The sequence below is a fragment of the Streptomyces sp. NPDC002994 genome, assembly GCF_040611155.1.
Taxonomy (GTDB): domain Bacteria; phylum Actinomycetota; class Actinomycetes; order Streptomycetales; family Streptomycetaceae; genus Streptomyces.
Genome location: NZ_JBEXNQ010000016.1, coordinates 114,161 through 138,815, shown reverse-complemented (window position 1 = coordinate 138,815; position 24,655 = coordinate 114,161). Strand labels below are relative to the sequence as shown.

General features: G+C 70.2%; 17 protein-coding genes. 15 read left to right on the top strand and 2 right to left on the bottom strand.

Annotated features, from left to right (window positions below; translation table 11 throughout):
- Positions 1 to 59: 59 nt before the first annotated feature.
- A complete protein-coding gene (locus ABZX79_RS22500; RefSeq protein ID WP_355260404.1) occupies positions 60 to 1,031 on the bottom strand; it encodes a hypothetical protein in 972 nt (323 codons plus the stop codon).
- Positions 1,032 to 1,167: 136 nt separating this feature from the next.
- Here ABZX79_RS22500 and ABZX79_RS22495 point away from each other — a divergent pair, with 136 nt between their 5' ends.
- Entirely contained in the window at positions 1,168 to 3,792 is a 2,625-nt protein-coding gene (locus ABZX79_RS22495; RefSeq protein WP_355260401.1) for a valine--tRNA ligase, read from the top strand.
- Between the two features lie 62 nt (positions 3,793 to 3,854).
- Here ABZX79_RS22495 and ABZX79_RS22490 read toward each other — a convergent pair whose 3' ends face one another.
- Positions 3,855 to 4,880 carry a rod shape-determining protein gene (locus ABZX79_RS22490; RefSeq protein ID WP_355260398.1) on the bottom strand — a complete coding sequence of 342 codons (1,026 nt, stop codon included), beginning with the start codon at positions 4,878 to 4,880 and terminating at the stop codon, positions 3,855 to 3,857.
- A 139-nt stretch (positions 4,881 to 5,019) separates the two neighbouring features.
- On the opposite strand from ABZX79_RS22490, the gene ABZX79_RS22485 reads away from it, so the two are divergent.
- The 14 genes from ABZX79_RS22485 (at position 5,020) to ABZX79_RS22420 (ending at position 24,593) form a co-directional block, all read left to right on the top strand.
- Positions 5,020 to 6,555 (top strand): folylpolyglutamate synthase/dihydrofolate synthase family protein, encoded by a 1,536-nt coding sequence (locus tag ABZX79_RS22485; protein ID WP_355260395.1) that lies wholly within the window; start codon positions 5,020 to 5,022, stop codon positions 6,553 to 6,555.
- Between the two features lie 5 nt (positions 6,556 to 6,560).
- Positions 6,561 to 6,926, top strand: coding sequence for a DUF4233 domain-containing protein (locus tag ABZX79_RS22480; RefSeq protein WP_355260392.1), 366 nt, complete (start codon positions 6,561 to 6,563; stop codon positions 6,924 to 6,926).
- Positions 6,927 to 7,013: 87 nt separating this feature from the next.
- Positions 7,014 to 7,427 (top strand): nucleoside-diphosphate kinase, encoded by a 414-nt coding sequence (gene ndk, locus ABZX79_RS22475; RefSeq protein WP_355260389.1) that lies wholly within the window; start codon positions 7,014 to 7,016, stop codon positions 7,425 to 7,427.
- A gap of 291 nt (positions 7,428 to 7,718) precedes the next feature.
- Positions 7,719 to 8,738, top strand: a complete 1,020-nt coding sequence (locus ABZX79_RS22470; protein ID WP_028813452.1) for a rod shape-determining protein — start codon at positions 7,719 to 7,721, stop codon at positions 8,736 to 8,738.
- Between the two features lie 99 nt (positions 8,739 to 8,837).
- The gene (mreC, locus tag ABZX79_RS22465) at positions 8,838 to 9,791 is read left to right on the top strand and encodes a rod shape-determining protein MreC (RefSeq protein WP_355260386.1); all 954 of its coding nucleotides are present in this window, start codon (positions 8,838 to 8,840) and stop codon (positions 9,789 to 9,791) included.
- Positions 9,792 to 9,803: 12 nt separating this feature from the next.
- Positions 9,804 to 10,475 (top strand): rod shape-determining protein MreD, encoded by a 672-nt coding sequence (gene mreD, locus ABZX79_RS22460; RefSeq protein ID WP_355260383.1) that lies wholly within the window; start codon positions 9,804 to 9,806, stop codon positions 10,473 to 10,475.
- Positions 10,472 to 12,640 (top strand): penicillin-binding protein 2, encoded by a 2,169-nt coding sequence (gene mrdA, locus ABZX79_RS22455; RefSeq protein WP_355260380.1) that lies wholly within the window; start codon positions 10,472 to 10,474, stop codon positions 12,638 to 12,640. The genes mreD and mrdA overlap by 4 nt, the downstream gene beginning before the upstream one ends.
- Complete coding sequence (rodA, locus tag ABZX79_RS22450) at positions 12,640 to 13,839, top strand: rod shape-determining protein RodA (protein WP_355260377.1); 1,200 nt, start codon at positions 12,640 to 12,642, stop codon at positions 13,837 to 13,839. Before mrdA ends, rodA begins: the two co-directional genes overlap by 1 nt.
- A gap of 39 nt (positions 13,840 to 13,878) precedes the next feature.
- The gene (locus tag ABZX79_RS22445; protein WP_355260373.1) at positions 13,879 to 15,414 is read left to right on the top strand and encodes a CYTH and CHAD domain-containing protein; all 1,536 of its coding nucleotides are present in this window, start codon (positions 13,879 to 13,881) and stop codon (positions 15,412 to 15,414) included.
- A 136-nt stretch (positions 15,415 to 15,550) separates the two neighbouring features.
- Positions 15,551 to 17,476 (top strand): TIGR03960 family B12-binding radical SAM protein, encoded by a 1,926-nt coding sequence (locus ABZX79_RS22440; protein WP_355260370.1) that lies wholly within the window; start codon positions 15,551 to 15,553, stop codon positions 17,474 to 17,476.
- A 65-nt stretch (positions 17,477 to 17,541) separates the two neighbouring features.
- Complete coding sequence (locus ABZX79_RS22435; protein ID WP_355260367.1) at positions 17,542 to 17,952, top strand: GNAT family N-acetyltransferase; 411 nt, start codon at positions 17,542 to 17,544, stop codon at positions 17,950 to 17,952.
- 15 nt (positions 17,953 to 17,967) lie between these two features.
- The gene (locus ABZX79_RS22430; RefSeq protein ID WP_355260364.1) at positions 17,968 to 19,341 is read left to right on the top strand and encodes a hypothetical protein; all 1,374 of its coding nucleotides are present in this window, start codon (positions 17,968 to 17,970) and stop codon (positions 19,339 to 19,341) included.
- A 131-nt stretch (positions 19,342 to 19,472) separates the two neighbouring features.
- A complete protein-coding gene (locus ABZX79_RS22425) occupies positions 19,473 to 20,255 on the top strand; it encodes a TIGR03936 family radical SAM-associated protein (RefSeq protein ID WP_355260361.1) in 783 nt (260 codons plus the stop codon).
- A gap of 231 nt (positions 20,256 to 20,486) precedes the next feature.
- Positions 20,487 to 24,593: an Rne/Rng family ribonuclease gene (locus ABZX79_RS22420; RefSeq protein ID WP_355260358.1), complete on the top strand. Its 4,107-nt coding sequence runs from the start codon at positions 20,487 to 20,489 to the stop codon at positions 24,591 to 24,593.
- Positions 24,594 to 24,655: the final 62 nt, after the last annotated feature.

The window sequence follows — 24,655 nt, the reverse complement described above, 5'->3', positions numbered from 1 at the left end:
GCCCCACCAGTCCAACTGGCCGGGCGCCCCTTCGCGTTGGTGTCTGAGATCTGTGCGGGCTACTTGATCTCGACGCGCACTTCGTTGCGGACCTTGGCCGCTGTGGCAGCCGCCTCCTCCAGGGACTTGCCCTCACCGCGGAGGGTGGACGTGTCGGCCTGTGTGGCGGTGCCCATGGTGCTGTGGTCGGCCCACAGGCAGGTGGGAATGCGGATGCCGCCACCGCTGACGCCCACCGAGGCAGAGGCTCCGGGGCTGGACATCTTCGTCATCCGGCACTTCATCACGCCGTCCTCGAACCCGTCAGGAGTGAAGGCCTCCGGTTCCCCGACGAACTCGACCTTCAGGCCCGCGACCTGTCCCGCCGAGGGGTCCTTCTCCTGCTTCTCGAACATCGCGTCGACGACTGCTTCGGGGTCCTCGATCTCGCCCCAGACGCCGCTGAAGTTCAGCTGCGTGGCGGTCGTCCCCTCCCCGGACTTGTAGCTCGCGCCCTCCTGCTTGGCGTTGGAGATGCCCAGTGCTTCCATCTCCGCGGCATCCTTGGCGGGCAGACCGCCGCTCGAAGCACCGCCGGCAGTGGCGTCCTTCTTGTACTCGCCCAGGAGCGTTTCCGGCGCGGCCAGCTTGTACTTCTTGCCGTCGTCGGCGACCGCGCCGCCACCACCGCGGGGGCTCAGGAAGTACGCACCGCCGGCGATCACCGCCAGCACCACGATCACCACGCCCACGATCAGGCCCGTCTTCTTCTTCGGGGCCGGCGGGGGCATCGGGACCATGCCGCCGGGGTACTGGGGCTGCTGGCCGTACGGGCCCGGGTGCTGGGGCTGGCCGTACGGAGCCTGCTGGCCGTACGGGGCCTGCTGCTGGCCCTGCTGGGGGTAGCCGTAGCCCTGGGGCGGCGGGGCCTGCTGGGGGTAGCCGTAGCCGGGCTGGCCCTGCGGGGGCTGCTGGCCGTACGGGTTCGGCGGCTGCTGGCCGTAAGGACCGGGCTGCTGCCCGCCGTACGGGCCCGGCTGGTTGTAGCTCATGGACTGGGTTCCCCTCCAGATACTTATGCGTTACGAACATCCTGGCGGAACCACCGGCGTCCAAGGGCGGCGGGGCCCTCACCGTTACCAAGAATCCGGTTTCGGTACGGGGCTGTGACGCCCGTAAACTGAGCCCGTGACCGAGAACTCATCGCAGCAGCCAGCCGCCCCCGCCCCCGAACTGCCGACCCAGTACGCGCCGGCCGAGGTAGAGGGGAAGCTGTACGAGCGCTGGGTAGAACGCGGTTACTTCGAAGCCGATGAGAAAAGCGACAAAGAGCCGTACACCATCGTCATCCCGCCGCCGAACGTCACGGGATCGCTCCACCTCGGCCACGCCTTCGAGCACACGCTGATCGACGCCCTCACGCGCCGCAAGCGCATGCAGGGTTACGAGACGCTCTGGCAGCCGGGAATGGACCACGCCGGCATCGCCACCCAGAACGTCGTCGAGCGCGAGCTCGCCAAGGAGGGCAAGTCCCGCCACGACCTGGGGCGCGAGGCGTTCGTCGAGCGCGTCTGGCAGTGGAAGGCCGAGTCCGGCGGCCAGATCTCCGGGCAGATGAAGCGCCTCGGTGACGGTGTCGCCTGGTCGCGCGAGCGCTTCACCATGGACGAGGGCCTGTCCAAGGCCGTCCAGACCATCTTCAAGAAGCTGTACGACGACGAGCTCATCTACCGCGCCGAGCGCATCATCAACTGGTGCCCGCGCTGTCTGACCGCCATCTCCGACATCGAGGTCGAGTACCAGGAGGACGACGGCGAGCTCGTCTCCATCCGGTACGGCTCCGGGGACAGCGAGATCGTCGTCGCGACGACCCGCGCCGAGACGATGCTCGGTGACACCGCCGTCGCCGTCCACCCCGACGACGAGCGGTACGCCCACCTCGTCGGCACCGAGATCGAGCTGCCGCTCACCGGCCGCCGCATCCCGGTCGTCGCCGACGAGCACGTCGACCCCGAGTTCGGCACGGGCGCCGTCAAGGTGACGCCTGCCCATGACCCGAACGACTTCGAGATCGGCCAGCGGCACGGCCTGCCCAACCTGGCCGTGATGGACGAGCGCGCCGTCATCACCGCGCACGGTCCCTTCCAGGGGCTCGACCGCCTCGAGGCCCGCAGCGCCATCGTCGCCGCCCTGCGCGCCGAAGGCCGGATCGTCGCCGAGAAGCGCCCGTACGTCCACTCCGTCGGGCACTGCTCCCGCTGCAAGACGACCATCGAGCCTCGCCTGTCCCTCCAGTGGTGGGTCAAGGTCGGCCCGCTGGCGAAGGAGGCCGGCGACGCGGTCCGCGACGGCCGGGTCAAGATTCACCCGAAGGAGATGGAGCCCCGCTACTTCGGCTGGGTCGACAACCTCCACGACTGGTGCATCTCGCGTCAGCTGTGGTGGGGTCACCGGATCCCGGTCTGGTACGGCCCGAACGGCGAGGTCGTCTGCGTCGGTCCTGACGACGAGGCGCCGACCGGCGAGGGATGGCACCAGGACACGGACGTCCTGGACACCTGGTTCTCGTCCGGCCTGTGGCCGTTCTCCACGCTCGGCTGGCCCGAACAGACCCCGAGCGTCGAGAAGTTCTACCCGAACTCCGTTCTGGTCACCGGCTACGACATCCTCTTCTTCTGGGTCGCCCGGATGATGATGTTCGGCCTGTACGCGATGGACGGCACCCCGCCGTTCCACACCATCGCCCTGCACGGCATGGTCCGCGACCAGTTCGGCAAGAAGATGTCGAAGTCCTTCGGCAACGCGGTCAACCCGCTGGACTGGATGGACAAGTACGGCTCCGACGCGGTCCGCTTCACGCTCGCGCGCGGCGCCAACCCCGGCGTGGACGTGCCGATCGGGGAGGACTGGGTCCAGGGCTCCCGCAACTTCGCCAACAAGATCTGGAACGCCACCCGCTTCGCGCTGATGAACGGCGCGACGGTCGAAGGCGAACTGCCGCCCGTCGGGCAGCAGTCGGCGACCGACCGGTGGATCCTGTCGCGGCTGAACGCGACGGTGGCCGAGGTCGACGCGTACTACGAGGACTACCAGTTCGCGAAGCTCTCGGACTCGCTCTTCCACTTCGCGTGGGACGAGGTCTTCGACTGGTACGTCGAGCTGTCCAAGACCACCTTCTTCGCGGGCGGCGAGCAGGCGAAGGTGTCCGCACGCGTCCTCGGCGAGGTCCTCGACGTGACGCTGCGCCTCCTGCACCCGGTCGTCCCCTTCGTCACCGAGACGCTGTGGACCACGCTCACCGGCAAGGAGTCGCTCGTCATCGCGGAGTGGCCGAAGGACTCCGGTTTCCGTGACGCCGGGGCCGAGAAGGAGATCGCGCTCGTCCAGCAGGTCGTCACCGAGGTCCGCCGCTTCAGCTCCGACCAGGGCCTCCAGGCCGGCCAGAAGGTCCCGGCCCGGCTGACCCTGGACGGGACGGCGCTGGCGCCGCACGAGGCGGCCATCCGTCAGCTGCTGCGTCTCCAGCCGGCCGGCCCGGACTTCCACGCCACCGCGTCCCTGCCGGTCGCGGGCGCGAAGGTCGAGCTCGACCTGTCGGGCGCGATCGACATCGAGGCGGAGCGCAAGCGCCTGGCGAAGGACCTGGCGGCGGCCGAGAAGGAGAAGGCGCAGGCGCTCGGCAAGCTCGGCAACGAGGCGTTCCTGGCCAAGGCTCCGGACAACGTGGTCGACAAGATCCGCGGGCGGCTCGCCAAGGCCGAGGCGGACATCGAGCGGATCACCGCGCAGCTCGCGGCCCTGCCGGAGAAGTAGGACCGTACGGTACGACGACGCCGAGGGCCCCCGCGCGAGCCGCGCGGGGGCCCTCGGCGTCGTCACCAGTCCGCCAGGAACTCCTCCAGCAGGTCGAAATTCTCGACGCATTTGCCCGCTCCGAGGGCCACACAGTCCAGCGGGTCGTCCGCCACGAACACCGGGATCCCCACCCCGGCCGAGATCCGCAGATCCATCCCCGGCAGCAGCGCCCCGCCGCCTGTGAGCACGATTCCGTGCTCCATCACATCGTCGGCGAGTTCGGGCGGGCACTCCTCCAACGTCGACTTCACCGCCGTGACGACGGCTTCCGCCGCGTCGTCGAGCGCCGCCCGCACTTCGCTCGCGGTCAGCTCGACGGTGTGCGGCAGCCCGCCGTGGATCTTCTCCCGCCCGCCCACGGCGAACGTGCGGTTCTCCAGTTCCGGGTCCTCCGGCACCGGCCACGCCGAACCGATCGCCAGCTTCACGGCCTCGGCCGTCCGCTCACCGATCAGCAGCCCGTGCTCCTTGCGCACATGGTCGGCTATCGCCGCGTCGAGCCGGTCGCCGCCCACCCGCAGCGACCACGCCGCGACGATCCCGCCCAGCGAGATCACGGCGACCTCGGTGGTGCCGCCACCGATGTCGACCACCATCGAGCCGTGCGCCTTCGACACCGGCAGCCCGGCGCCCATCGCCGCCGCCATCGGCTCGTCGATGAGATGCACCGTGCGGGCACCCACGCGTTCGGCCGCCTGGACGATCGCGCGCTGCTCGACCGGAGTAATACCGCTCGGTACGCACAGGACCATGCGGGGGCGGGGTTTGCGGCCGGGCACGGCCTTGCGGACGAAGTGCCGGATCATTTCCTCGGCGGCCGCGTAGTCGCTGATCACACCACCCTTGAGCGGGCGGATCGCCGTGATCGACCCCGGCGTCCGGCCGATGGTGTTCCTGGCCTCGGTGCCGACCGCGAGGGCGGTGCCGGACCTGGCCTGCACTGCCACCACGGACGGCTCATTGAGGACGATGCCTTTGCCCCGGGCGTAGACGATCGTGTTCGCCGTACCCAGGTCTATACCGATGTCCTTGGCCGTGTCACCCATCTGGAGAACCCTCCGATCGTGGTTTCCCAGGCTGGCACGACATCGCCGGATCCGCCGCCGCAGAGCGTCCGAAGGCGGTCGAAGGGCGGTGCGGAGGTCCTGGCGGGGCGTTGTCAGTGGTGCTCCGTAGACTGGTCCCGTGAGCCAGCTCCCCCCGCACGATGACAGCGACACCCCCGACGACACCCCCGACGGCCCCGACGCCTTCGAAGAGATCGTCCAGGCCGAGACAGGCCGCGACCCCGACCTGGCGGTGATCGAGGCAGGCAGCCGTACGCTGCGCACCCAAGGTGCCCCGCAGCAGGGCGACGGCGTGGCCGGCCGCCCGCAGGACCCGGAGGTGGACAAGGCGCTGCGCGCGGTCGAGCAGGAGCTCCTGGGCCGCTGGCCGGAGACCAAGCTGGACCCGTCGCTCGTCCGCATGGAGGCCCTGATGGACGTGCTGGGCGAGCCCCAGCGCGCGTACCCCTCGGTCCACATCACCGGCACCAACGGCAAGACCAGCACCGCCCGCATGATCGAGGCCCTGTTCGGCGCGTTCGAGCTGCGTACCGGGCGGTACACCAGCCCGCACGTGCAGTCGATCACGGAGCGCATCAGCCTCGACGGCGCCCCGATCGACCCCGAGCGCTTCATCGAGACGTACAAGGACATCCAGCCGTACGTCGAGATGACCGACGGCATGCAGGAGCACCGCCTGTCGTTCTTCGAGACGCTGACGGGCATGGCGTACGCCGCGTTCGCCGACGCGCCCGTCGATGTGGCGGTCGTCGAGGTCGGCATGGGCGGCAGCTGGGACGCGACGAACGTGATCGACGCGTCCGTCGCCGTCGTCACGCCGATCGATCTCGACCACACGGACCGGCTCGGCGGCACGCCCGGCGAGATCGCCGTCGAAAAGGCCGGGATCATCAAGCAGGGCGCCACGGTCATCCTGGCGCAGCAGCCGGTCGACGCGGCCCAGGTCATGCTGAAGAAGGCCGTCGAGGTCGACGCGACGGTCGCCCGTGAGGGCATGGAGTTCGGCGTCGTCTCCCGCGAGATCGCGGTCGGCGGCCAGCTGATCACCCTGCGCGGACTCGGCGGAGAGTACGAAGAGATCTTCCTGCCGCTGCACGGCGCGCACCAGGCGCACAACGCGGCGGTGGCCCTGGCGGCCGTCGAGGCGTTCTTCGGTATCGGCGCGGAGCACACGCGCACGCTCGACAACGAAACGGTCCGCAAGGCCTTCGCGTCGGTCACGTCGCCCGGCCGCCTGGAGGTCGTACGCCGCAGCCCGACCGTCGTCCTGGACGCGGCGCACAACCCGGCGGGCGCGCGGGCGGCCGCGGAGGGCGTCACCGAGGCGTTCAGCTTCAGCCGCCTGATCGGGGTCGTCGGCACGAGCGGCGACAAGGATGTGCGGGGCGTCCTCGAAGCCTTCGAGCCGATCCTCGCCGAGGTGGTCGTCACCCGTAACTCCACGCACCGCGCGATGGACGTCGACGAGCTGGCCGCGATCGCCGTCGAGGTCTTCGGCGACGACCGCGTCCAGGTCGAGCCGCGTCTGGACGACGCCCTGGAGGCGGCCATCACCCTGGCGGAGGAAGAGGGCGAGTTCGCGGGCGGCGGCGTCCTGGTGACCGGTTCCGTGATCACGGTCGGCGAGGCCCGGCTGCTCCTGGGGAGGGGCTGATACCTGTGCGTATGCTCTGCGCGTCCACTCTGATCAGTGAATTCTTCGTGGTGGCCTTCGCCGGCCTGGTCGCGATGAAGTCCGACGACCTGTCGATGACCGCGGTCTGGACGGTCTGCGGCATCGCGATGCTGCTGTCCGTGCTGCTCTGCGGAATGCTCGGCCGGCCGGGCGGGGTGCAGCTCGGCTGGGCGCTCCAGATCGGCCTGATCGCCAGCGGTTTCGTGGTCCCGACGATGTTCTTCCTCGGCGTCGTCTTCGCGGGCCTGTGGTGGGCTTCGATCCACTACGGCCGCAAGATCGACGAAGCGAAGGCGCGGTGGGCGGCGCAGGCGGAGGCGCAGGAGGCGCAGGAGGCGGGGGCGCAGTAGCGCCGCTGTCAGTGCCGGGTGCGGCCCCCGCGGCGTGTCCTTGTAGCCTCTGGACATTGCATCCGCTATGCCCGCAAGGAGCCGTACATGACTCAGCGCACTCTCGTCCTTCTCAAGCCGGACGCGGTCCGACGCGCACTCGTGGGTGAGATCATCAGCCGGATCGAGCGCAAGGCCGGCTGGAAGATCACCGCGCTGGAGATGCGCAGCCTTGATCACGAGACGCTGGAGCAGCACTACGGCGAGCACAAGGGCCGCCCCTTCTACGAGCCGCTGGTCGAGTTCATGTCCTCCGGTCCCGTCGTCGCGCTGGTCGTCGAGGGCGAGCGCGTCATCGAGGGTGTACGCCAGTTGGCGGGTCCGACTGACCCGATCGCGGCAGCGCCCGGCTCCATTCGTGGAGATTTCGGAAGCATCGTCCGGGAGAACCTCATCCACGCCTCGGACTCCGAGGAGTCCGCGGAGCGGGAACTGAAGCTTTTCTTCCCCGGCATTTCCTGACATAGCGTCAGCCAAACAGAGCTCATGGCCTGGGGCGACCGAAGTAATTCGGCCGCCCCCCGGCATATGCGGGAAGATGCGGGGAACGCATCCCTCCGACACGACGTCACCATTACTGGGACGGGCACGTGTTCCACTCACAATGGCGAAGGACCCTCGCACTGCCCATCCGTGCGGGCGGCACTACGATGAAACCCTCCACGCCCGCACCACCCACTTCGCCGTCCTAAAAAGCCAACCGCTCCACTTGGGAAGGCCCGACGCATCCTCATGGGGAACAAGGGGAACTCAATGTCGTTCATCGGCCGTGACATGGCTGTCGACCTCGGGACCGCCAACACGCTGGTGTACGTCAGGGGCAAAGGGATCGTGCTCAACGAGCCCTCCGTCGTCGCCATCAACACCAACACCGGCGGCATCCTCGCCGTAGGTGCCGAGGCCAAGAAGATGATCGGCCGGACGCCGGGCAACATCGTTGCCGTCCGGCCGCTGAAGGACGGCGTCATCGCCGACTTCGAGATCACCGAGCGGATGCTCCGCTACTTCATCCTGAAGATCCACAAGCGCCGCTACCTGGCTCGCCCCCGGGTCGTCGTCTGCGTGCCCTCCGGCATCACCGGAGTCGAGCGCCGCGCCGTCATCGAGGCGTCCACCCAGGCCGGCGCCCGCCAGGTGCACATCATCGAAGAGCCCATGGCCGCGGCCATCGGCTCCGGCCTGCCCGTCCACGAGGCCACCGGCAACATGGTCGTGGACATCGGTGGCGGCACCACCGAGGTCGCCGTCATCTCGCTCGGAGGAATCGTCACGGCACAGTCGATCCGGGTGGCCGGCGACGAGCTGGACAGCTCGATCATCCAGCACATCAAGAAGGAGTACTCCCTCCTGCTCGGCGAGCGCACCGCAGAACAGATCAAGATCACGATCGGCTCGGCGTTCGACCTGGAGAAGGACGAGCACACCGAGATCCGCGGCCGCGACCTCGTCTCCGGTCTCCCCAAGACCGTCGTCATCTCCGCCGCCGAGGTCCGCAAGGCCATCGAGGAGCCGGTCAACGCCATCGTCGACGCCGTGAAGACGACGCTCGACAAGTGCCCGCCCGAGCTCTCCGGTGACGTCATGGACCGCGGCATCGTCCTCACCGGCGGCGGCGCCCTGCTGCGCGGTCTCGACGAGCGCCTGCGCCGCGAGACCGGCATGCCGATCCACATCGCCGAGGACCCGCTCGACTCCGTCGCGCTCGGCGCGGGCAAGTGCGTCGAGGAGTTCGAGGCGCTCCAGCAGGTACTGGACGCCCAGCCCCGGCGATGAGCCGTTCCAACGAATCCGCCGTACGAGGCCTTCCCTCTCGTGCGGCGGATCGTTGATATAGAGACATAAGAATCCGACAGGAAGGCACGGCCGCCGCACGTGAGGGACACACGAGAGAGCCGGCTGCTCCTGGTGCTGCTGATCGCCATCGCATTCGCGTTGATCACGGTGGATATCCGTGGCGGCGAGGAGTCGCCGGTCGACGGTGCCAGGCAGGCCGCCGCCACCGTCTTCGGGCCGGTGGAAAACGCGGTCGCCACAGCTGTCGACCCGATCGGCAACGCCGTCGGTGCCGTTCGGGACTCCGGTGAGCGCCACGACCGCCTCGCCGTCCTTGAGCGCGAGAACGCCGCACTCAAGCAGAAGCTCGGCAGCGACGACCGCAACCGCAGCGGCGTACGACAGCTCGACAAGATGCTCAAGAGAGCCGGCGCCGGCCAGTACGGCATCAAGGGCGCCGAAGTCATCGCGATAGGAGCGGCCCAGGGATTCTCCTGGACCGTCACCATCGACTCCGGCAGCAACGACGGCATCAAGCGCGACATGACCGTACTCAACGGCGACGGACTAGTCGGCCGCGTCACCACCGTAGGCCCGGACGTCGCGACCGTACTGCTCGCCAACGACCCGGACTTCACCGTCGGCACCCGCCTGGAGAAGACCGACGAACTCGGCTTCGCCACCGGCCAGGGCGACCGTCCGCTGCGCGTGCAGATGCTCAACGGCAAGGCCAAGATCAAGGCGGGCGACCGGCTCGTCACCTTCGGCTCGCAGGCCGCCAAGCCGTTCGTGCCCGGCGTCCCGGTCGGCCAGGTCGTACGCGTCGACCCGTCCGGCGGCGACCTCACCCGCACCGTCTACGTCCGCCCGTACGTCGGCTTCACCAAGCTCGACATCGTCGGCGTCGTCGTCCAGGCCCCGCGCCACGACCCGCGAGACATGGTCCTGCCGCCCAAGCCGGCCCGACCGAAGCCCACGCCCACGGTCACCGTCACGGTCACCCCCTCGGCGCCCCCCGCCGACGGCATCGATCCCGCCGACGGCACCGAGTAGGAGCTGAACCTCATGCGCTTCAACCGGATGCTGCTCTCCACCACCCTGGTGATCGTCGCCCTGGTCGTCCAGGTCACCGTCCTCGCCAGGCTCCAACTCCCCGGCGCCGTACCGGACCTGATGCTCCTCACCGTCCTCGGTCTCGCCTTCGTGTACGGCAACACCAGCGGCGCCCTCATCGGTTTCGGCGCGGGCCTCCTCGCCGACCTCGCCCCGCCCGCCGACCACGCCGCCGGCCGCTACGCGCTCGTCCTGTGCGTCATCGGCTACCTCGCCGGACTCGCGAAGCCGGAGAACGGCCAGATCAAGTCCGCGACCGCCCCGATGGTCGCCGTCGTAGCCGCCGCAATCGGCTCCACCCTCCTTTACGCCGGAGTGGGGGCCCTGGTCGGCGACACCGCCGCCCGCCATGTGGGCATCGTGAACCTGCTGTTCACGTCCGCGCTGTACGACCTGCTGCTCGCCCCGTTCGTCGTCCCGGTCATCATGTGGCTCGCCAGACGCGCCGAGAACGATCCGCTCGCCGACAGCCAGAGCGGCAACAACGGCGCCGACGTGGCCAGCGGCTGGCTCGCCTCCGGCACCGGCCTGCGCATCGGCAGCCAGCGCGGGGGACTGAGGGTCAAGGCCGCACGCTCGCGGGCGGCGCGGGCCGGACGTATCAAGGGGGTCAAGCGACTGTGACCAACATTCCCGAGACCGGGCGGACCCCCCGGGTCCAGATCCGGCTCATCATCATCCAAGTGCTCGTCTTCTCCCTCCTGCTCACCCTCGGCGGCCGCCTCTGGTACCTCCAGATCCGCAACGGTGACGAGTACACCGCCGAAGCCGCCGGCAACGGCGTCCAGCAGGTCGTCCAGCCCGCCGTCCGCGGCTCGATCCTCGACGCGCGCGGCGTGCCGCTCGCCGACAACGAGACCCGCCTCGTCGTCTCCGCCAGCCGCACCGAGCTGCTGAAGATGAAGGACGACGGCAAGGCCGTACTGGCCCGCCTCGCCGGCGTACTCGGCATGAAGCCCGAAGAAGTCGCCGGCAAGGTCAGGCTCTGCGACTCCAAGACCCCCAAGCCCTGCTGGAACGGCTCGCCCTACCAGCCGATCCCCGTCACCGACGAGGCCACCACCAAGCAGGCGCTCCAGATCCGTGAGCGCGCCGAGGACTTCCCCGGCATCACCGCCGAGCCGACGGCCGTACGCCGCTACCCCGCCCCGGGCAAGGCGAAGACCTCCCAGGTCCTCGGCTACCTCTCGCCCGTCACCGACGAGGAGATCGAGAAGGCGAAGGACGGCCCGTCGCCGTACCTGCGCTCCGACATGGTCGGCCGCTCCGGACTTGAGCGTACGTACGACAAGGAACTGCGCGGCAAGGCAGGCGTCACCCGCTACGAGGTCGACAACCTCGGCCGCGTCATGGGTGAGGCGGAGAACGACCCGACGGTCCCCGGCTCCAGCGTCGTCACGAGCCTCGACGCCCGGGTCCAGGCCGTCGCCGAGTACGAGCTCCACCAGGCGATGAAAACCGTCCGGAAGGAGACCGACAAGATCACCGGCCGCCCGTACGAGGCCGACGCGGGCGCCGTCGTCGTCATGGAGTCCAAGACCGGCCGCGTCGTCTCGATGGCCTCCCAGCCCGACTACGACCCCAACGCCTGGATCGGCGGCATCTCCGGCAAGGAGTACGCCCGGCTCACCGACAAGAAGTCCAACTACCCGCTGCTCAACCGGGCCATCCAGGGCCAGGCACCCGCCGGCTCCGTCTTCAAGGTGGTGTCGGCGAGCGCGGCCGTGCGGGCCGGCCACCCCTTCGACGGCCTCTACAACTGCAGCAGCTCCTACAGCATGGGCAACCGGAGCTTCGCGAACTTCGAGTCCAAGGGGCACGGCCCCATCTCGCTGGGCGACGCCCTCAAGTTCTCCTGCAACACCGTCTTCTACCGCCTCGGCCACGAGGAGTGGAAGCGTGACGGCGGAATAAAGCCGAAGAAGGACGCCCACGACTGGTTCTACCGGACCGCCCATGACTTCGGATTCGGCGGCGAGACCGGCATCGACCTGCCGAACGAGGTCAAGGGCCGCATCCCCGACCGCCAGTGGAAGCAGAACTTCTGGGAAGCCAACAAGGACTCCTGGTGCAAGCAGGGCAAGAAGGGCGGCAGCTACGTCGAGCAGATCGCCTACGAGAGCTGCCTCGAAGGCAACCAGCTGAAGGCCTTCGACAGCATCAACTTCGCCATCGGCCAGGGTGACGTCCTCATCACCCCCATTCAGCTGGCCACCGCCTACGCCGCCATCAGCAACGGCGGCACCCTCTACAACCCCACCATCGGCAAGGCCGTGATCAGCCCCGACGGCAAGCGGATCGAGGAGATCAAGCCCAAGGCCCACGGCAAGCTGCCGGTCGACGCCGAGACCATCAGCGATCTCGACAAGGGCCTGCGCTCCGTCGTCGAGCCCGGCGGCACCGCCGCCTGGCGGTTCGGCGGCTGGCCTCAGGACAAGATCCCGATGCGGGCCAAGACCGGCACCGCCCAGGTCTACGGCAAGCAGACCACCTCGTGGTTCGCGACCTACACCGACGACTACACGATCGTCATGACGATCTCCCAGGGCGGTACGGGCTCCGGCGCCTCCGGACCCGCCGTACGCAACATCTACGACGCCCTCTACGGCGTCAGCGACGACGGCGACATCAACCCGAAGAAGGCCCTGTTGCCCAAGCCGCAGAAGGACCTCCCGAAGATCGGTACGGACGGCTCCATCGACGCCCCGGAGATCCGGCCGTACGTACCCGAGAAGCCCAAGGACCCGGCTGCCGACCAGCAGATCGCGATCGGCAGGAGTGGCGACTGATGTCCGGCCCGCACGGTTTCTCCGTCCAGCGGTACGCCCCCGAGCGCGGCACCCTCGCCAAGCTCACCGCACGCGACTCCATGGTGCGCCGGCTCGACTGGCCGCTGCTCTGGGCGTCGCTCGCGCTGTCCGTCATCGGCGCGCTGCTCGTCTGGTCCGCGACCCGCACGCGTGACCAGCTCAACCAGGGCGACCCGGAGTACTTCCTCTGGCGCCACGTCCTCAACACCGGCATCGGCCTCGTGCTGATGATCGGCACGATCTGGCTGGGACACCGCACCCTGCGCGGGGCGGTGCCGGTGCTGTACGGGCTGTCGGTGGTGCTGGTCCTGCTCGTCCTCACGCCGCTCGGCGCGACCATCAACGGCGCGCACGCCTGGATCGTGATCGGCGGCGGGTTCTCGCTCCAGCCCTCCGAGTTCACCAAGATCACGATCATCCTGATCATGGCCATGCTGCTCGCCGCCCGCGTCGACGCGGGCGACCAGGAACATCCCGACCACCGCACCGTGGTCAAGGCCCTGTGCCTCGCCGTCGTACCGATCGTCGTCATCATGCTGATGCCCGACCTCGGCTCCGTCATGGTCATAGCGGTCATCATCCTGGGGGTACTGCTCACCTCCGGGGCGTCCAACCGCTGGGTCCTCGGCCTCATCGGCACGGGCGCCGTCGGCGCCGTCGTCGTCTGGCAGCTCGGTGTTCTCGACGAGTACCAGATCAACCGCTTCGCCGCGTTCGCCAACCCCGAACTCGACCCGGCGGGCGTCGGCTACAACACCAACCAGGCGCGCATCGCGATCGGCTCCGGCGGCCTCACCGGCACCGGCCTCTTCAAGGGCAGCCAGACGACCGGACAGTTCGTACCCGAGCAGCAGACCGACTTCGTCTTCACCGTCGCGGGCGAGGAGCTCGGCTTCCTGGGCGCGGGCTTGATCCTTCTCCTCCTCGGCGTGGTGCTGTGGCGCGCCTGCCGCATCGCCCGCGAGACGACCGAGCTGTACGGCACGATCGTCGCCGGCGGCATCATCGCCTGGTTCGCCTTCCAGTCGTTCGAGAACATCGGGATGACGCTCGGCATCATGCCGGTGGCGGGACTGCCGCTGCCGTTCGTGTCGTACGGCGGCTCGTCGATGTTCGCGGTCTGGGTCGCGATCGGACTGCTCCAGTCGATCAGGGTGCAGCGGCCCCTAACGGCATAGCCTCTGCCCACGATTCCGATTCACGTCTAGATTCGATTCATGGCGGACACGAAGCGTGAGATCGAGCGGAAGTACGAGGCCGCGGCGGATGCCAGTGGCGAGACCCGGCTGCCCGACCTGACCAAGGTGGCCGGCGTCTCGTCCGTACGGGACAAAGGCGTCGCGGAACTCGACGCCGTCTACTACGACACGGACGATCTGCGCCTCGCCGCGGACTCCATCACCCTGCGCCGCCGCACCGGCGGCGACGACGCCGGCTGGCACCTCAAGCTCCCGGTCTCCCCGCACGTACGCGACGAGATCCGCTCGCCGCTGGCGGACGACCTGCCACCCGCCCTGGCCGCCCTGATCCGGTCCCGGACCCGCGCGGAGCCGGTCGTTCCCGTCGTACGGCTGCGCAGTGTGCGCGACGTACGCCACCTCCTGGACGCCGGGGGCGACCTGCTCGCCGAGGTCAGCGTCGACACCGTCACCGCGCAGCGGATCGGCGTCGACGCCGCCGGCGCCACCGCCCGCTGGACCGAGGTCGAGGTCGAGCTCGCCGACGAGGGTGACCCGGACCTCCTCGACGCGGTCGAGAAGAAACTCCGCAAGGCCGGCCTGCGCCCCGCCACGTCGGAGTCCAAGCTGGCCAGGGCGCTCGCGGACACGGCGCCGTCGTGGAAGAGGCCGGGGGAGGAGAAGCCGGACCGGACCGCGGGCGATCACGTCCTCGCGTACCTGCGCGAGCAGTACACGTCGCTGGTGGCGTACGACCCGGCCGTGCGACGGGACCTGCCCGACTCCGTGCACCAGATGCGCGTCGCCACCCGCCGGCTGCGCAGCGCCCTGCGGACGTACCGCAAGGTCCTGGACCGGGCGGTCACCGACCCGGTCGTCGAGGAGCTCAAGTGGCTGGCGCGGGAACTGGGCGCCGACCGCGACCAGGAGGTGCTGGACGCCCGGCTCCGCGCCCGGATCGACGACGTACCCGAAACGCTCCTCATGGGCCCGGTAAGCGGACGGCTCCGCATCTGGTCCGTGGCCGGCCGGGAGGGCGTACGCGCCAAGACCCTCGCGGCACTCGACAGCCGGCGGTACCTGGACCTCCTCACCGCCCTGCACGCCCTGCTGACCGATCCGCCGCTGCGCCCCGCCGCGAAGAGGTCTGCCGCCGAGGTCCTGCCCAAGGCGGTCCTCAAGGACTACGGCCGGCTGGCCCACCGCATGGAGCCCGCCCTCTCACTGCCCCACGGCGAGGAGCGGGACCGGGCCATGCACAGCGCGCGCAAGGCCGCCAAGCGCACCCGTTACGCCGCCGACGCCGCCCGGCCCACGCTCGGGAAGCCCGCCAAGCGGTTCGCGAAGCGGGTGAAGGCCGTCCAGTCCGTACTGGGGGAGCACCAGGACAGCGTGGTGGCCCGCGAGACCCTGCGCACCCTGGCCGCCCAGGCCCACGGGGCGGGCGAGACAGCGTTCACCTGGGGGCTGCTGTACGGGCGGGAGGAAGCGGCGGCGCAGGCGCGGGAGCGGCAGCTGCCGGTGGCGTGGGCCAAGGCTTCCAAGCCGAAGCCGCGGGCGCGACTCCGGGCATAACCGCACGGGTGGTCGGTCGTTTTGTCGGTGCACGGCTTCCCCGCACGCGCGGCGGTATTCCGATCGCCGTGAGGGGGGCGGTTCCAGGCGGGTTACGCTAGACAGTCGTCCCCCAGCCAGCTCAGGAAAGTTCTCGATGTCTGTCGATTCGGTCTTCCCACAGCTCGAAGCTCTGCTCCCGCATGTGCAGAAGCCCATCCAGTACGTCGGCGGTGAGCTCAACTCCACCGTCAAGCCGTGGGACTCCTGCGATGTGCGCTGGGCGCTCATGTACCCCGACGCGTACGAGGTCGGGCTGCCCAACCAGGGCGTAATGATCCTTTACGAGGTACTGAACGAGCGCGAGGGGGTTCTGGCCGAGCGCACCTACAGCGTGTGGCCCGACCTCGAGTCGCTCATGCGTGAACACGGTGTGCCGCAGTTCACGGTGGACGCACACCGGCCGGTCCGCGCCTTCGACGTCTTCGGGCTCAGCTTCTCCACCGAGCTCGGCTACACCAACATGCTCACCGCCCTGGACCTGGCGGGCATCCCGCTGGAGTCCAAGGACCGTACGCTCGACGACCCGATCGTCCTCGCGGGCGGGCACGCCGCCTTCAACCCCGAGCCGATCGCGGACTTCATCGACTGCGCGGTGATCGGTGACGGCGAGCAGGCCGTCCTGGAGATCACCGAGATCGTCCGCGCCTGGAAGGCCGAGGGCCGTCCCGGCGGGCGTGACGAGGTGCTGCTGCGGCTGAGCAAGACCGGTGGCGTGTACGTTCCGCGCTTCTACGACGTCGAGTACCTGCCCGACGGGCGTATCGGCCGCGTCGTACCGAACCGGTCAGGCGTGCCGTGGCGGGTCAGCAAGCACACCGTCATGGACCTCGACGAGTGGCCCTACCCGAAGCAGCCCCTGGTTCCCCTCGCGGAGACCGTCCACGAGCGGATGTCTGTCGAGATCTTCCGCGGCTGCACCCGCGGCTGCCGTTTCTGCCAGGCCGGCATGATCACGCGCCCCGTGCGGGAGCGAAGCATCACCGGCATCGGCGACATGGTGGAGAAGGGCCTGAAGGCGACCGGTTTCGAGGAGGTCGGCCTGCTCTCCCTCTCCTCGGCCGACCACACCGAGATCGCGGAGGTCGCGAAGGGTCTCGCCGACCGGTACGAGGAAGACAAGATCGGCCTCTCCCTGCCGTCGACCCGCGTGGACGCGTTCAACATCGACCTCGCGAACGAGTTGACCAGGAACGGGCGCCGGTCCGGCCTGACCTTCGCTCCCGAGGGCGGTTCGGAGCGTATCCGCAAGGTCATCAACAAGATGGTCTCGGAAGAGGACCTCATCCGGACGGTCTCGACGGCGTACGGCAACGGGTGGCGTCAGGTGAAGCTGTACTTCATGTGCGGCCTGCCGACCGAGACCGACGAGGACGTTCTCCAGATCGGTGACATGGCCGTCAAGGTCATCGCCGAGGGCCGCAAGGTGTCCGGCCAGAACGACATCCGCTGCACGGTGTCGATCGGCGGATTCGTCCCCAAGCCGCACACCCCGTTCCAGTGGGCCCCGCAGCTCTCCGCCGAGGAGACGGACGCCCGCCTGGAGAAGCTGCGCGACAAGATCCGCGGCGACAAGAAGTACGGCCGCTCCATCGGTTTCCGCTACCACGACGGCAAGCCCGGCATCGTCGAGGGCCTGCTCTCGCGCGGCGACCGGCGCATCGGCTCCGTCATCCGCGCGGTCTACGAGGGCGGCGGCCGCTTCGACGGCTGGCGCGAGTACTTCAGTTACGACCGCTGGATGACCGCCGCCGAGAAGACGCTGCCGGACTTCGGCGTGGACGTCGACTGGTACACGACGCGTGAGCGTACGTACGAGGAGGTCCTGCCCTGGGACCACCTGGACTCCGGTCTCGACAAGGACTGGCTCTGGGAGGACTGGCAGGACTCGCTCGACGAGACCGAGGTCGAGGACTGCCGCTGGACCCCGTGCTTCGATTGCGGCGTGTGTCCTCAGATGGATACGCAGATCCAGATCGGCCCCACGGGCAAGAAGCTGCTGCCGCTGACGGTCGTGAAGTAGCCGTAACGCAGGGGAAGGCCCGGCCTCTTGGCCGGGCCTTCGTGCGTGCCGGGCACAATGGCGCGATGCCGCAACTCATAGCCCCTGACGTCCGCTTTCGTGCCTCCTTCCTCGACGCGATGAAGGAATTCCAGACCGCGGACGAGTACGCCGGTGTCACCCTCACTCGCGAACTCGCTGTGTACGGCGACACCTTTCTCGGGCGCATCCACCTGCGTCACCGCCTCACGCCCCAACTGCGGGAAACGGGCGGGCACATCGGTTACGGTGTCCGGCCCGGCGCCCGCCGCCAGGGCCATGCCACCGCGATGCTGCGCGCCTGCCTGCCGTACGCCCGTGAGCTCGGCATCGAGTCCGTGCTGCTGACCTGCGACCGCGACAACGCGGGGTCGCGCAGGGCCATCGAGGCGAATGGTGGTGTCTTCGAGAACGAGCGCGAAGGAAATCTCCGATTCTGGATCCGGACGGCCGGCTGACGCGTCTTTGCGGGTATGGACTTTGAGAAGCGGCCCCAGCCGCAGCCGCCCGCGCCGCGGCGCGAGGTGCCGCAGGCGGAGGGCTGTCTGACTGCCGTCATCAGGATCCCCGTGCGCATCGTCGTGCTGGTTCTGGTCGTCCCGGTGCGGATGCTGTGGGACCTGCTCACCGTCTGCGGGAAGGCGGTCGGCCGCGCGCTCGCCGCGGTGTTCCGAGTGCTGGTCGTGACACCGCTGGTGTGGCTGTACGGGAAGGTTCTCGTTCCGGTTGCCAAGGCCTTGGGGTACGTCGCGCATGCCGTGCTCGTCGTGCCGGTGGTGTGGCTGTACCGGCAGGTGCTGACCCCGCTCGGGCACGGACTGGTCTGGCTCGGGCGCACGGTCGGGCATGCGATCGCGGCCGCCGCGCGTGCGGTGGGTGTGGCAGTGGTTTGGGTGGTCCGGACGTTCGCTGTGGTTCCGCTGGTGTGGCTGTACGCGTACGTCCTCGCGCCGGTCGGACGCGGACTCGGCCGGCTGGGCAGGGCGTTGTGGGAGTACGTACTCGCTCCGCTGGGGCGGGGTGTCGCGTGGCTGGCCGCCGGTCTCGGGCGCGGGCTCGCCTGGGTGGCGAACGCGGTGTTCGTGTGGCCGTGGGTGGCGTTGTGGCGGTACGTGCTTGCTCCGGTGGGGCGGGGTGTCGCGTGGCTGGCCGGCGGGCTGTGGCGTGGGGTGGTCTGGTGCGTCATGACGGTGCTGGTGGCGCCCGTCGCGTGGTTGTGGCGCGTCGTGCTGGTGCCGGTGGGGCGCGAGACCGGTGCCGCGTTCGGGCACGCCTGGCGCATCGCGGGGTACATCTCCCGGGCCGTCGGGCGGGCGCTGAAGTGGCTCGGGTGGAATCTGGTCGGGCGGCCGGTGCGGTGGGTATGGCTCGGCGTGTGTACGCCGGTGGGGCACTGGGTGCGTGACAGCGTCTGGGCGCCGGTGAAGCGTGCGGGCCTCGAAGCGGGCCGGGCGGCGCGCGGGGCGCTGCGGAGCGCCCGGGAAACGGTGCGCCGGGCGCGGCGCGACGCGTGGCGTGCGCTGGTCGGAGGGCCTGCGGACACGTGGCCGTCGGAGCGCGAGGCGGTGCGGCAGCGCGGGCCCGTCGACCCGGGGGAGGCCCCCGGAAGGCCGGGAATCGGTCGCAGCCTGGGCCCGGTGGAGCCGCAGCCCCTGTCCGGCCGTGCCCCTGTCGTGGAGCACTCGCCCCATCCCTCCGGGCTGCGGCCGGGCCCGGCCGCCGAGGCCGTGGAACCGGGGCGGGCTCCTGCGCGTACTCTGGGTAGTAAGACGACTGCCCCCAGCGCGGCACCCGCATCGTCCGAGATCTCCTTGCTTGAAGGAAAGACAGTCAACAAGCAGGGGTGAGCCGGCCGGCGGGACGGACGCGAGGGGACGCCCCCACGCCGGAGGGTGACGCGCGGACAGCGCGTCGCCCCGCACGAGGAGAAGAACCACTGGGCAAGCGACAGCCCGAAGGCCCGCCGCCCGCACCGGCGGTGCAGCGCATCCGACTGCGCTACACCAAGCGCGGCCGCCTCCGGTTCACCAGCCACCGCGACTTCCAGCGCGCCTTCGAGCGGGCGCTGCGACGCGCCGACGTACCCATGGCGTACTCGGCGGGTTTCACCCCGCACCCGAAGGTCTCGTACGCCAATGCCGCACCCACCGGCACGGGCAGTGAGGCCGAGTACCTGGAGATCGCACTGACCGCCACGCGCGACGCCGGTGAGCTGCGCGAGCTGCTCAACGAGTCGCTGCCGGACGGGCTCGACATCACGGACGCGGTCGAAGCGCGTACGTCGGGTCTCGCCGACCGGCTGCAGGCCTCCGTATGGGAGATGCGGCTCGACGGCGTTACTCCCGAGGACGCGGAGAAGGCCGTCGGCGCCTTCCTCGCCGCCGAGAGCGTCGAGGTCCAGCGCCGGACCAAGAACGGCATGAGGTCCTTCGACGCACGCAGCGCCGTCGCTGATCTGCAGGCCGTCCGTCCCTCGTCCGATAGGCCGGAGGACAAGCCCTGTGCGATACTGCGGCTGGTTGTTCGGCATTTGACACCCGCCGTACGACCCGACGACGTCCTGTCCGGTCTCCGAGCTGTGGCCGACCTGGCGCCGCCGGTCCCCGCAGCGGTGACCAGGCTGGCGCAGGGGCTCTTCGACGAGGAGTCCGGCACGGTGACCGACCCGCTCGCGCCCGACCGCGAGGCAGTCACGGCCGCCACACCCACGGCCGCCGGACTGACCGCCGCGAAGGCGCCGGAAGGTGCAGGTTCCGCGTAGGGCGGTCGTTGTAGCGCAGCCCTGGTACTCGGGAGCCACCTGGGTCGGGCAGCGCACTGACCACGAAGACTTTCGCCAGGCCGTACGCATACCGCGTACGGAACCGGCGAGCTAGACAACAGCTCCCGTGCGGCGCCCGCGCCCCGGACGGCGGTACCGCGCTCATCGCGCGGACCGGACCGGACCGGAATCAGGTGTGGCGCCCGGGAGCGTGACGGGAGAACCGCCCGCATGCTTGAGCCGATCGATTCCACCGAGCCCTCGGAAGGAACCGCGCGTAACGCGCGTACCGCCGGGGAGACCGACAACAACCATTCGCCCAGCGACACGCTGCCGCCGCGCCGCCGGCGCCGCGCGGCCTCGCGTCCTGCCGGACCTCCGTCCGGTGACGCGAAGGCCGTAGTGACCGCCGAGACTGTAGAGGCCGCGGCTCCGGCCATACCGGCCGGAGAGGGTGCCGCCGTGAGCGAGCCCGCAGAGAGCACACACCCCACCAAGAGCACCGAGAGCACCGAGAGCACCGAGAGCGCAGAGGCCGCGCCGCCGGCCCGTGCGCGCCGCCGTGCCACCCGTAAGGCGACCGCGCCCGCCGGTGCGCCGAAGGCCGCCGAGGTGGAGGAGGCCCCCGCGGCCCCCGCCGCGGTTGAGGAGCCCGCCGCGGACGAGGCCGCTGCGCCGGCCCGTACGCGCCGTCGTGCGACGCGCAAGGCGACGGCTCCGGCCGGTGCGCCGAAGAGCGAAGAGACGGCCCCTGAGCCCGAGGCCGAGCCCGCCGCTGCGGCCGAGGTCGCGGAGGAGGCAGCTGCGCCGGCCCGTACGCGCCGCCGTGCCACCCGTAAGGCGACCGCGCCCGCCGGTGCGCCGAAGCCCGCCGAAGCCGAGCCTGAGGCCGAGGCTGAGGTGACCGAGGCCCCCGCCGCTGTGGAGGCCCCTGAGGCCCCCGCCGCCGACGAGGCTGCCGAAGAGGCGCCGCGTGGGCGTGGCCGTCGTCGCGCGACCCGTAAGGCGACCGCGCCCGCCGGTGCGCCGAAGCCGGCCGAGGCGGAGGCCGAGGCCGCAGAAGAGGCGCCTGCCGCTGCCGAGCCCGCCGCCCCGGCGGAGCCGGTGGCCGCGCAGGCCGAAGAGGCACCCCGTGGCCGTACGCCGCGTCGTCGCGGTGGTCGTAAGGCCGCCGACGAGGCCGCTGCCGCGGAGTCGGCCGCGCCGAAGCCCGCAGCCGAGGAGCCGGCGCGTTCGCGCCGCCGTGCCGCGGGCCCCGCCGTGGCCGTGTTCCAGGCCCCGGTCTTCACCGAGCCGATGTTCCAGACCCCCGAGACGGCCGCGGCTGCCGCTGCTGCCCGGGTGTCGGAGCCGGACTACATCGAGGACGTGGAAGAGGACGAGGAGGCGGAGGAGACCGTCACCATCGAGGCCCCGCCCGCGCCGCAGGTACGGGAGCGCGGCCGCCGTCGCCGTCGCCGCGGCGAGCCTTCCGCGGACGAGCGCGACGAGCGTGCCGAGCGGCCCGCTCGTGCTGAGCGCGCCGAGCGTGCCGAGCGCGTCGTCGAGGCCGCCCCGGAGCCGGAGGAGCCCGCCGAGGCCCTTGAGGAAGAGCGCGAAGAAGAGGCGCGCGACGAGTCGGAGGAGGCCGAGGACCGCAGGGCGCGTCGTCGTCGCCGCGGTGGCCGTCGCCGCCGTCGTGGCGAGCTCGCCGACGCGGAGGAGGCCGAGGAGGAGCCGTACACCTCCGAGGAGGCTGCCGCCGCCGAGCGCGCCGAAGAAGAGGAAGAGCGCGCCGAGGAGGAGGAAGACGAGTCGGGTGCGGGTTCCGCGTCCAGCCGTCGCCGCCGTCGCCGTCGCCGTCGTAGCGGTGAGGCGGGCCCCGAGGCCGAGGTCAACGGTGTCGACGACCCGGAGCGTACGGTCGTCAAGGTCCGTGAGCCGCGAAAGAAGGAAGCAGCGGAGCGCGAGCCCGGCACCGGCTTCGACGAGGTCCAGTCCATCAAGGGCTCGACCCGTATGGAGGCGAAGAAGCAGCGCCGCCGCGAGGGCCGTGAGCAGGGCCGCCGCCGCGTCCCGATCATCACCGAGGCCGAGTTCCTGGCGCGCCGCGAGGCCGTCGAGCGCGTGATGGTCGTACGCCAGAACGGCGACCGCACCCAGATCGGCGTGCTCGAGGACAACATCCTCGTCGAGCACTACGTCAACAAGGAGCAGGCGAGCTCGTACGTCGGCAACGTCTACCTGGGCAAGGTCCAGAACGTACTGCCGTCGATGGAGGCCGCCTTCGTCGACATCGGCAAGGGCCGCAACGCCGTCCTGTACGCCGGTGAGGTGAACTTCGACGCGCTGGGCATGGGCCACGGCCCCCGCCGCATCGAGTCCGCCCTCAAGTCCGGCCAGTCGGTCCTCGTGCAGGTCACGAAGGACCCGATCGGCCACAAGGGCGCCCGCCTGACCAGCCAGGTCTCGCTGCCCGGCCGCTACCTGGTCTACGTGCCCGAGGGCTCGATGACCGGCATCAGCCGCAAGCTGCCCGACACCGAGCGCGCGCGTCTGAAGACCATCCTCAAGAAGATCGTTCCCGAGGACGCGGGCGTCATCGTGCGCACCGCCGCCGAGGGCGCGAGCGAGGACGAGCTGCGCCGCGACGTCGAGCGTCTGCAGCAGCAGTGGGAAGACATCCAGAAGAAGTCGAAGAGCACCGGCGCGACCAGCGGTCCGACGCTCCTCTACGGCGAGCCGGACATGACCGTCCGCGTCGTGCGCGACATCTTCAACGAGGACTTCTCGAAGGTCATCGTCAGCGGTGACCAGGCGTGGGAGACCATCCACGGTTACGTCAACCACGTCGCCCCGGACCTGACGGACCGGCTCTCGCGCTGGACGTCGGAGGTCGACGTCTTCGCGACGTACCGGATCGACGAGCAGCTGATGAAGGCGCTGGACCGCAAGGTCTACCTGCCGAGCGGCGGTTCGCTGGTCATCGACAAGACCGAGGCGATGATCGTCGTCGACGTCAACACCGGCAAGTTCACCGGGCAGGGCGGCAACCTCGAAGAGACCGTCACCAGGAACAACCTGGAGGCGGCCGAGGAGATCGTGCGTCAGCTGCGGCTGCGCGACCTGGGCGGCATCGTCGTCATCGACTTCATCGACATGGTCCTGGAGTCGAACCGCGATCTGGTGCTGCGGCGTCTGCTGGAGTGCCTGGGACGCGACCGTACGAAGCACCAGGTCGCCGAGGTCACCTCGCTGGGCCTGGTCCAGATGACGCGCAAGCGGGTGGGCCAGGGTCTGCTGGAGTCCTTCTCCGAGACCTGCGTGCACTGCAACGGGCGTGGCGTGATCGTGCACATGGAGCAGCCGGCGGTTGTCGGTGGCGGTGGCGGCGGCAAGCGTGCCAAGAAGCGCGGCCGTGGTGCGGAGGCCGAGCACGAGCACGTGGAGTCGATCGAGGCCGAGATCGAGGCCGAGATCGAAGCCGAGACCGAGGCTGAGCTCGCCGCCGAGGTGGCTGAGCCGATGGCGCTTGCCGAGCCCGAGTTCGTGCCGGACGAGGAGCTCTACAGCAGCCCGGCGGAGGCCGAGGCGGCTGCGGGCGGCCGTGGTCGTTCGCGTCGTCGCGCGTCGCGCAAGGCGACGGCTCCGGCCGGTGCGCCGAAGGCGGCCGCCGAGCCGGTGTACGCCGAGGAGCCTGCTCCGGAGCCCGCGGTCGTGGCCGAGCCCGAGCCCGAGCCCGTGGTCGAGCCCGCGCCCGAGCCCGTGGTGCAGGAGGCCGCCCCGGCCCGTACGCGCCGTCGTGCGACGCGCAAGGCGACGGCCCCGGCAGGTGCGCCGAAGGCCGCTGACGTCGCGGCCGACGAGGCGGTCCAGGTCCTCGCTCCGGCCCCCGTGGCCGAGGAGCCGAAGGCCGAGGAGCCCGAGGCAGCCGCTGAGCCGGTGGCCGAGGCCCCGGTCGGGGAGCCGGCGGTGGAGGAGCCCGCAGCGGCGGCTCCGCCGCGTGCGCGCCGTCGTGCGACCCGCAAGGCGTCCGCTCCCGCGGGCTCGCCCAAGGGTGCGGAAGAGGCGGCCGTGCTGGTCGTCGAGGCGCCGGTGACGGAAAAGGCCGCCGAGGCAGAGGCCGGTGCCGAAACCGGTGCCGAAGCCGAAGCCGAGGTCGCGGCTCCGGTCAAGAAGGCGGCGCGTAAGACCGCCGCCAAGAAGGCCCCCGCGAAGAAGGCGGCGCCCGCCAAGAAGGCGGCCGCGAAGAAGACGACCGCCAAGAAGACGACGGCCAAGAAGGCGTCGGCTTCGAAGAAGACCTCGGCTGCGGAGCAGCAGTCGCAGTCGGCGGTGTCGGCCCCGACGGAGGACTGACCGCAAGGTCGTACGGCATAACGACTGAGGGCCGCTCCCCGTCATGGGGGGCGGCCCTCGGG

Bases quoted from the DNA above. Each gene is read 5' to 3' on its own strand.
- ABZX79_RS22500 (WP_355260404.1), bottom strand. From the start codon at position 1,031: ATGAGCTACAACCAGCCGGGCCCGTACGGCGGGCAGCAGCCCGGTCCT.
- ABZX79_RS22490 (WP_355260398.1), bottom strand. From the start codon at position 4,880: ATGGGTGACACGGCCAAGGACATCGGTATAGACCTGGGTACGGCGAAC.
- ndk (WP_355260389.1), top strand. From the start codon at position 7,014: ATGACTCAGCGCACTCTCGTCCTTCTCAAGCCGGACGCGGTCCGACGC.
- ABZX79_RS22470 (WP_028813452.1), top strand. From the start codon at position 7,719: ATGTCGTTCATCGGCCGTGACATGGCTGTCGACCTCGGGACCGCCAAC.
- mreD (WP_355260383.1), top strand. From the start codon at position 9,804: ATGCGCTTCAACCGGATGCTGCTCTCCACCACCCTGGTGATCGTCGCC.
- rodA (WP_355260377.1), top strand. From the start codon at position 12,640: ATGTCCGGCCCGCACGGTTTCTCCGTCCAGCGGTACGCCCCCGAGCGC.
- ABZX79_RS22445 (WP_355260373.1), top strand. From the start codon at position 13,879: ATGGCGGACACGAAGCGTGAGATCGAGCGGAAGTACGAGGCCGCGGCG.
- ABZX79_RS22440 (WP_355260370.1), top strand. From the start codon at position 15,551: ATGTCTGTCGATTCGGTCTTCCCACAGCTCGAAGCTCTGCTCCCGCAT.
- ABZX79_RS22435 (WP_355260367.1), top strand. From the start codon at position 17,542: ATGCCGCAACTCATAGCCCCTGACGTCCGCTTTCGTGCCTCCTTCCTC.
- ABZX79_RS22430 (WP_355260364.1), top strand. From the start codon at position 17,968: ATGGACTTTGAGAAGCGGCCCCAGCCGCAGCCGCCCGCGCCGCGGCGC.
- ABZX79_RS22420 (WP_355260358.1), top strand. From the start codon at position 20,487: ATGCTTGAGCCGATCGATTCCACCGAGCCCTCGGAAGGAACCGCGCGT.